The organism is Pseudomonas sp. Bc-h (assembly GCF_002080045.1).
In the GTDB taxonomy this organism is placed as follows: Bacteria; Pseudomonadota; Gammaproteobacteria; order Pseudomonadales; family Pseudomonadaceae; genus Aquipseudomonas.
Window position 1 is genome coordinate 588,339 of sequence record NZ_MUIN01000002.1, and the last position, 7,458, is coordinate 595,796.

Below are 7,458 nucleotides of genomic sequence, written 5' to 3' on the forward strand. Positions count from 1 at the left end.
GGCGTTTCATGCTCTGTATCGCGTAGGCGTCAGAAGGCGAAGCACGAGCAGCCGAAGGCGCCCCAGAAGCCCTGGAAGTCGCTGACCGGCACCTTGGATTGACGCGCCTTGTCATGACTGTGGGCGTGCACGCCGCATGGCCCGCTGCACTGGTGAACGGCTGCGGCCATCGGTGCGCCCGGACGCCAGTGCCCGGGGACTTTCGCCACTGGCGACCAGTCCGGCAGCACCGGCACGCTCGGCGGCGCGAGATCGTCGAACTCGGCGGCGCCATACACCACTTTGCCGTCGACCACGGTCAACACCGACTCGATCCACTTGATCGACTCTTCCGGCACGCTGAAAAAGTCCTGAGACAGCGCGACCACGTCAGCCAGTTGGCCGACCTTGATCTGGCCTTTCTTGCCCTGCTCCGAAGAGAACCAGGCGCTGCCACGGGTGAACAGTTCCAGCGCGGTTTCGCGGGACAGGCCTTCCGGGTACAGCTCCAGACCACCGACGGTGCGACCGCTGACCATCCAGTACAGCGACGTCCACGGGTTGTAGCTGGAGACGCGCGTGGCGTCGGTACCCGCGCCGACTGGCACGCCTTCGGCCAGCATGCGTTTGATCGGTGGCGTGTGCTCGCCGGCCTTGGCGCCGTAGCGCTCGACGAAGTACTCGCCCTGGAACGCCATGCGGTCCTGAATGGCAATACCGCCGCCCAACGCCTTCACGCGCTCGATGTTCTTCGGGGTGATGGTTTCGCAATGGTCGAAGAACCATGGAATGCCATTGAACGGAACCTCGCGGTTGACCTTCTCGAACACGTCGAGCATGCGCGAGATCGACTCGTCATAGGTGGCGTGCAGACGGAACGGCCAACGGTGCTCGACCAGATGGCGCACCACCGGCTCCAGGTCCTGCTCCATGCCAGGCGGCAGGTCCGGGCGTGGTTCGAGGAAGTCTTCGAAGTCGGCTGCCGAGAAGGTCAGCATCTCGCCGGCGCCGTTGTGGCGCAGGAAGTCGTCGCCCTGATGCAGCTTGACGGTGCTGGTCCAGTTCTTGAAGTCGCTGAGCTCTTCTTTCGGCTTCTGGGTGAACAGGTTGTAGGCGATGCGCACGGTCAGCTGTTTGGCTTCTGCCAGCTGGGTGATCACTTCGTAGTCGTCCGGGTAGTTCTGGAAGCCGCCGCCGGCGTCGATGGCGCTGGTCAGGCCCAGACGGTTCAGCTCGCGCATGAACTGACGGGTCGAGTTGACCTGGTACTCCAACGGCAATTTCGGTCCCTTGGCCAGCGTCGAGTACAGAATCATCGCGTTGGGCTTGGCCACCAGCATGCCGGTCGGGTCGCCATTGCTGTCGCGCACGATCTCGCCGCCCGGCGGGTTCGGCGTATCGCGGGTATAGCCTGCCACACGCAACGCGGCGCGGTTGAGCAGTGCGCGGTCGTACAGGTGCAGCACAAAAACCGGGGTATCCGGCGCGGCCTGGTTCAGCTCTTCCAGCGTCGGCATGCGTTTTTCGGCGAACTGGAATTCGTTCCAGCCACCCACCACACGCACCCATTGCGGAGTCGGCGTACGATCGGCCTGATCCTTGAGCATGCGCAGCGCGTCGGCCACCGAAGGCACGCCTTCCCAGCGCAGTTCGAGGTTGTAGTTCAAGCCGCCACGGATCAGGTGCAAGTGCGAGTCGTTGAGGCCCGGAATCACCGTGCGCTTGTGCATGTCGATGACTTGGGTGGCACTGCTGCGCAGCGACATGATTTCGGCATCGGTGCCTACCGCGACGAACTTGCCGGCGCCGATGGCCACGGCACTGGCGGTGGGTTTTTCCTTGTCAACCGTATGAAAGTTGCCGTTGAACAGAATCAGATCGACGTTCATCGCGCCTCCGGGGGCAGAAGATTTGGAAGCACCGACTGCAAAGCCGGTGACAGGTAGAGAAGAAAAAATCGCGGCGGCCGCACTCAGCAAGGACCCCTTGGCCACGAAGCTGCGACGGTCGCTGTCGGTCAGGGAGTCGTCCTGCGGTTTATCCTTCATGGTCCGCCCCGGGCACAGGTTCGGGTCTGGCGTTCAGCCACGGTGCGGCCAGCCGGGTCGCTTGGGGCATCAGCAGGTAAACCACCAGCAGGACAATGGTGATGGTCACCAACGCAGTGCCGATCACGTAGTTGCCCAGCAACGGGATGGCGCGGAATACCGGTCCCCACAGCAGCGGGATCAGCAGCGTCAGCGGGCAGATCACAAAAAAGGTCACCACGGCCTGCTTCCAGCGCGGCGGTGGTGGCGTGTCGCTGGACGGCACGAACCAGAACTCGTTGTGGCGATTGACCTCGGTGAAATCCCCATCGGCCAGCATCGGCGCGGCTTCAGCGACCAGTTCGCGGCGCTGAGAGGAATCCAGCCAGCTCTGCATGACTTCGGTGGAACAGAAGCGCAATACACACGTGAACATGTGCAGGCCATCGGCCTTGCCACGGATCACATCGACGCCCAAGTGCCCCGGATAAGTGCCGGCAATCGCCACGGTCCGGCGCAGCCAGGCTTCGTATTGCGCTTCCAGGCCTTGCTTGACGCGGTGCTTGACCACCAGCGTGACGATCTCGTCGGGCGACAGTTTCGAGGTCGGAGTGATCTCGGCGGACACGGCGGACTCAGGCATAACGAAGCGCTCCAGGCAAACGGATGTTGAGCGACAGACGGCCGGGTCCGGCGATCAGCACACTGGTAAAGATGATGATCAGCAACCAGCCGAACTGCCCCTGCTCCACGCTCCAGTCGCCATGCACCACGACCAGCGCCACCAGCAGCAGAAAGAGAATAGGCAGGCACGCCAATCGCGCCAGTGCGCCGGTCAGAATCAGCAGCGGACACAGCACCTCGGCGAAAATCGCCATGCTCAAGGTGAGGGTCGCCCCCATATGAAACGGGTCTTCGATCAACGACAGTTGCGCCTTGAAGTCCAGCAGCTTGGGCAGTCCGTGGACGAACAGCAGAAACAGCGCACCGCTGGCTCGCAGGAACAGAAGCCCGAAATCCGGCATGCGGTCATTGAAATTTGAATAGCTCATGGCACACCAATGGACTCATTGAGGGCTGGGCAAGGACGTGCAGAATCCCTGATCAACGATGAAGCCATAGTGTCGTGGTGGGTTATCGAGGTATTGAACGGACGTGCTGTGATTGGACGGTTTGTGCGTGCAGCATGTAATACGAATTATTTCAATGCGGCCCGGGCGGTCAGCCTTCGCTAAGCGGATGTTCCGGTGACAGCAGGCATTGCATGTGAGTGGTCTGCCACAGCGGATCGTCCTCGATATCGACTTTGATAGCGGGCTGGAGGGCATTCATGTGAGCAGGTTGCAGTCAAAAGAACCCATCGTAGCAGCACGGCTTGCCGGCGGTGGCGGCTTTGCAATCGCTGCCGCCGGCAAGCCGGACTGCTACAGGTAATGCGCAAACCGAACCGTTTCGGGTGGGCATTCCAATTCGCCGACGCTCAATACCGCGGTTTCACCGCCTTCCAGTCCGGCTTGTACTTCTGCATCTGCTTCACATCGTCCCGCGAGCGGATGCCGCAGGCCAGGAACTGGTCGTTGAGTTTGCCCAACTGGTCGTAATCGAGTTCCAGCCCCAGCCCGGGCTCGCGGGTGATTTTCACGCAGCCGTCGACGATCGGCAATTTGCCGCCCTTGATCACTTCCTCGTCCGGCTCCTGCCACGGGTAATGCGTGTCGCAGGCGAAATCCAGGTTCGGCACCGCCGCGGCCACGTGGGCCATCGCCATCAGGCTGATGCCCAGGTGCGAGTTGGAGTGCATCGACACGCCGAGACCGAAGGTTTCGCACATTTTCGCCAGTGCCTGGGTGTCGCGCAGGCCGCCCCAGTAATGGTGATCGGCCAAGACGATCTGTACGCTGTTCTGCGCCACGCTGCGACGGAACTCGTCAAAGTCAGTCACCACCATGTTGGTCGCCAGCGGCAGCCCCGTGCGTTCATGCAGCTCGGCCATGCCTTCCAGACCCGGCGTCGGGTCTTCGTAATATTGAAGGTCATCGCCGAGCAGTTCGGCCATGCGGATCGAGGTTTCCAGCGACCAGTTGCCGTTTGGGTCGATGCGCAGCGGATAACCAGGGAAGGCTTTTTTCAGCGCCTTGATGCACGACACTTCATGCTCGGGTTCCAGCGCCCCCGCCTTGAGCTTGATGCTCTTGAAGCCATAGGCCTCGATCATGCGCCGGGCCTGGGCGACGATCTGCTCCTCGTTCAGGGCTTCGCCCCAACTGTCCGGTGCATAAGGCGAATCGGCATGGCGGGCATATTTGAAGAACAGGTAGGCACTGAACGGCACCTGATCACGCACCGCGCCACCCAGCAGGTCCACCAGAGGCAGGTTCATCGAGCGCGCCTGCAGGTCGAGGAACGCCACTTCGAATGCCGAATAGGCATTGCTCACCGCTTTGCTGGCATGGGAGCCCGGCGCCAGTTCAGCACCCGCGACGCTGGCCGGTTTGTTCGCGGCGACAGTGGCTTTGACCACCGCCTTGAGCTGCGCCAGGTTGAACGGGTCCATGCCGATCAACTGGCCCTGCAACTGTTGCTGGATGGCCAGCGCCGGCGCGTCGCCGTAGCTTTCGCCAAGGCCGATGTAACCGTTGTCGCTTTCCACCTCGATGATCGAGCGCAGCGCGAACGGCTCGTGAATACCGCTGGCGTTGAGTAAAGGCGGATCACGGAATGCAATCGGGGTGACAGTGACACGTGTGATTTTCAAGAGACATCTCCCGGTCGATCAGGGTTTGAGGCTTGGCTTTAAGTGGGGTTATTTGGCGGCGCGCAGGGCAACGGGCTCTTGCAGAGGCTTGGGGCTGCGTGCATCAAGGGGCTTTCCCGATGACTCGCCCCTGGGCGTGGTGCGCGCAAAGAAAATGACCACGGCGGCTACCAGCGAAGTGATCGCCAACCCGTACATCCCGCCCTGGATCGAGCCTGTGCGCTGCTCCAGGAAGCCGAACGCGGTAGGCGCGACGAAGCCGCCGAGGTTGCCGATGGAATTGATCAGCGCGATCACCGCTGCGGCGATGCGCGCGTCCAGATAACCCTGGGGAATTGGCCAGAACAATGCCGAGGCGGCCTTGAACCCGATGGCGGCGAAGCAGATGGCGACGAAGGCAAACACCGGCCCGCCGACGGTCGACATGAACATCCCGCAAGCGGCGATCACCAATGTCACCGCCACCCAAGCCTGCTGATGCTTGAACCGCGCGGCCAGTGCTGCGAAGCCGTACATGGCGACGATGGAAATGATCCACGGAATCGAGTTGAACAGGCCGACTTCGAAGTCGCTGAGGCTGCCCATCTTCTTGATCATGCTCGGCAGCCAGAAGGTTGCGCCGTAGATGGTCAGTGCGACTGAAAAATAGATGAAACAGAACAACAGGATCTGCCGGTCGGCCAGCAACTTGAAGATCGACGGCTTGATTACCTGCGCCGCTTCGCGGGCGCGTTGCTCGGCTTGCACGGCGCTGATCAGTGCGCCCTTCTCCTCCTCACTCAGCCACTTGGCTTCACGGGGATGGGATTGCAGCCAGAACCAGACGAAGCCGCACAGAGCGATGGAAGCGAAGCCTTCGATCAGGAACATCCACTGCCAGCCGTGCAGGCTAAGACCGTTGATGCCGAGCAAGGCGCCGGACACCGGGCCGGAGATCACCGAAGCGACTGCCGAGCCACTGAGGAAAATCGCCATGGCCTTGCCGCGCTCGCTCGAGGGCAGCCACTGTGTGAAGTAATAAATGATGCCGGGGAAGAAACCCGCTTCGGCGGCGCCGAGGATGAAGCGCAGCACATAAAAGCTGGTCTCCCCGCGCACGAAGGCCATGGCCATGGCTGCCGCGCCCCAGGTAAACATGATGCGCGTCAGCCAGGCGCGGGCACCGAAACGCTGCAGGAGCATGTTGGAAGGGACTTCGAAGATTGCGTAACCGACGAAAAACAGACCCGCGCCCAGCCCGTAGGCCGCCGCGCCAATGCCCAGATCGGTTTCCATGTGGCTGCGCACGAAGCCGATGTTGACCCGGTCGATGTAGTTGACGATGAACATGATTACGAACAGCGGCAACACGTGACGCTTGACCTTGGCGGCTGCGCGGGCCAGCACGGTGGGGTCCGCCGTGGGATTGAGGGTATTCAAGAGGCAACTCCCGTTCATTGTTTTTTTGGGGATGAGCCGATGATGGACGCTGGTATTGTTCCCGTCTAATCTACATTGACTGTTGATTGATACCCGGAATATATCAATGTTCGAACTGGCTCAATTGCGCTGCTTTACTACGGTGGCCACGGAACTGAACTTTCGACGCGCCGCCGAGCGCCTCAACATGACCCAGCCGCCGTTGAGTCGGCAGATCCAGTTGCTGGAGCATCATCTGGGGGTTGCGTTGTTCACCCGCAGCACTCGCAGCGTGGCGTTGACGGCAGCCGGTCGGGCTTTTTTCATCGAAGCACAGACCTTGCTCGAACATGCGCATCAGGCGGCAATCGCTGCACGACGTTTTGCCGAGGGCGACATCGGCTCGGTGACTATCAGCTTCGTCGGCAGTGCGGTGTACGAGTTTCTGCCCAAGGTCATCGCCGAGGCGCGGCTCAATCAGCCACACGTGAAAATCTCCCTGACTGAAATGAACACCTATTCGCAGCACGAAGCGTTGCGAGCGCGGCGCATCGATCTGGGTATCGTCCGCGCACCGCTGCTGCAGCCGGGGTATGAGACCGAATGCCTGGTGCGCGAGCCATTCGTGCTGGCCGTGCCAAGCAGTCATGCGCTGGCAAAGGCTGACTCGGTGAGCGTGCAGGATCTGGATGCCCAGCCCTTCCTGATGTATTCCCACTCGGCCTATCCGCCGTTCAACGAACTGCTGACCGGCACCCTGCGCTCCGCTCAAGTGACGCCGGAATACGTGCAATGGCTGGGTTCGTCGCTGACCATTCTGGCGCTGGTGAATGCGGGCATGGGCCTGGCGCTGGTGCCTCGATGCGCGGCCAATGTGGTGTTCAAGGACGTGGTGTTTCGCGATATCGATCTGGGTGAAGGGGTGCAGAGCGAGCTGCATCTGGTCTGGCGTTCAGACAACGACAACCCGGCGTGCATGATGCTGCTGGAGGCGATACGCGCGGCGGTGAAAGCCGAAACGGCCTGAAGGCACCGCATGCGACCTGATCCACCGCCATCGCTGCCGTCGTGACCTCCGGCGTCTCCCACAGGTTTTGTGTGTGCTGGCAACTCAGCGCATCGCCTCAAGGCAGTAGCCGGTTTGCTGGCCATAGCACGGCGATTTCGCGTGCGAACGCTAGCGTGGAGGACAGACGCAAACCTTGTGGGAGACGCCGGAGGTCACGACGGCAGCGATGGCATCTCCACAGGTTTTGAGTGTGCCGGCAACTCAGTGCATCGCCTCAAGGCAGTAGCCGG

Annotated in this window: 6 protein-coding genes; 1 reads left to right on the forward strand and 5 read right to left on the reverse strand. The window is 61.5% G+C overall.

The window, feature by feature from the left end; translation table 11 throughout:
- Positions 1-29 precede the first annotated feature (29 nt).
- From BWR59_RS04710 to BWR59_RS04730, 5 genes are all read right to left on the reverse strand, one after another.
- Positions 30-1,868: an amidohydrolase gene (locus tag BWR59_RS04710; protein WP_081564502.1), complete on the reverse strand. Its 1,839-nt coding sequence runs from the start codon at positions 1,866-1,868 to the stop codon at positions 30-32.
- A 148-nt stretch (positions 1,869-2,016) separates the two neighbouring features.
- Positions 2,017-2,649, reverse strand: coding sequence for an antibiotic biosynthesis monooxygenase (locus BWR59_RS04715; RefSeq protein WP_081564465.1), 633 nt, complete (start codon positions 2,647-2,649; stop codon positions 2,017-2,019).
- A complete protein-coding gene (locus tag BWR59_RS04720) occupies positions 2,642-3,058 on the reverse strand; it encodes a DoxX family protein (RefSeq protein ID WP_081564466.1) in 417 nt (138 codons plus the stop codon). Before BWR59_RS04720 ends, BWR59_RS04715 begins: the two co-directional genes overlap by 8 nt.
- Positions 3,059-3,486: 428 nt before the next feature.
- Positions 3,487-4,761, reverse strand: a complete 1,275-nt coding sequence (locus tag BWR59_RS04725; RefSeq protein ID WP_081564467.1) for a glucarate dehydratase family protein — start codon at positions 4,759-4,761, stop codon at positions 3,487-3,489.
- A 48-nt stretch (positions 4,762-4,809) separates the two neighbouring features.
- On the reverse strand, positions 4,810-6,180 hold the full coding sequence (locus tag BWR59_RS04730; protein WP_081564468.1) for an MFS transporter: 1,371 nt from the start codon (positions 6,178-6,180) through the stop codon (positions 4,810-4,812).
- Between the two features lie 106 nt (positions 6,181-6,286).
- On the opposite strand from BWR59_RS04730, the gene BWR59_RS04735 reads away from it, so the two are divergent.
- The gene (locus tag BWR59_RS04735) at positions 6,287-7,186 is read left to right on the forward strand and encodes a LysR substrate-binding domain-containing protein (RefSeq protein WP_081564469.1); all 900 of its coding nucleotides are present in this window, start codon (positions 6,287-6,289) and stop codon (positions 7,184-7,186) included.
- Positions 7,187-7,458 lie beyond the last annotated feature (272 nt).

What these genes read in the sequence shown, in the direction of transcription:
- BWR59_RS04735 (WP_081564469.1), top strand. Translation starts at nt 6,287, where the DNA reads ATGTTCGAACTGGCTCAATTGCGCTGCTTTACTACGGTGGCCACGGAA.
- BWR59_RS04715 (WP_081564465.1), bottom strand. Translation starts at nt 2,649, where the DNA reads ATGCCTGAGTCCGCCGTGTCCGCCGAGATCACTCCGACCTCGAAACTG.
- BWR59_RS04720 (WP_081564466.1), bottom strand. Translation starts at nt 3,058, where the DNA reads ATGAGCTATTCAAATTTCAATGACCGCATGCCGGATTTCGGGCTTCTG.
- BWR59_RS04710 (WP_081564502.1), bottom strand. Translation starts at nt 1,868, where the DNA reads ATGAACGTCGATCTGATTCTGTTCAACGGCAACTTTCATACGGTTGAC.